The 813-nt window shown below is 67.9% G+C and carries 1 pseudogene; it reads right to left on the bottom strand.

Annotated elements, in window-relative coordinates:
- Positions 1-619: 619 nt before the first annotated feature.
- Positions 620-813 (bottom strand): annotated as a pseudogene (locus EFAMC1_RS10610) (DEAD/DEAH box helicase); the annotation flags it as partial.

Genomic DNA, 813 nt, shown 5'->3' with positions numbered 1-813 from the left:
GGCTGCAGGCTTTGGCGCCGTGTGTGCTGGGACCCGCAGCGGGCTGTGGGAAGCGCGGACGAAGCCCGTGCGATCGGTTTTTGAGATTCGTGCCACGAAAACGCGGTTTGTGGGACAGGGGTTGCCTGGTCAGTGCTGGTTGGGGTGCGACCTTGCCTCTGCCGGGGCGTTTGGGATGCGAATCAAGCCGATTCGAGACCCGGAAGTGTGCCTCTTGGGGCTTGGCGAGCGGGCTGGAAGGCGATAGTCAGGGGCCACGGATTGGGCCTGTCCCACAAACTGCGTTTTCGTGGCAGAAAATGCGTTTTCTCATCGCAGGCCTGCGGGGAGACGGTTGTCCCGGAAAGTCCCGGACGAGGGCGCAAGCTGGCGTCCGGAGTTGGGATTGGCGGCAGGGTCCAAGGCGCGTTGCGGGTTTCGGGTGGCTGGGCTCGGTTCCCGTGGCCTTGGCCGCGGGAACCGGTGAAAGGGTCCGGAGCTCAAAGAGGCTACGGAGCCAGAGGCGGCCATATCAGCCGCGCTGCCAAAAAGGCGCGGGCAGCCGGAAGACCGACCGCCCGCGCGAACGAGGTTTGTGCGTGTGCGGGAAAACTTGCAGGAAGAGCGCTATACAACGTCCCTAGTAGATTCCGCGGTTGCGGCCCTGACGGTCGCCGGGACGGCGACGGGGCTTGCCGGCGCCGCCGCGCGGCGCGCCGGAGCCCCCGCGACCCTGGGCGCCCTGACGTCCGCGCCCACCCTGCGAGCTGCGGCTTTCCTGCGAATCGCGGGCTCCGCGCGTGCCGCGGGCAACGACGCCGTGGTGGCGCTCAC

Source organism: Olsenella uli, assembly GCF_901212675.1.
Classification (GTDB): Bacteria; Actinomycetota; Coriobacteriia; order Coriobacteriales; family Atopobiaceae; genus Parolsenella; species Parolsenella uli_B.
This window is presented reverse-complemented; position numbering and strand designations above follow the sequence as displayed.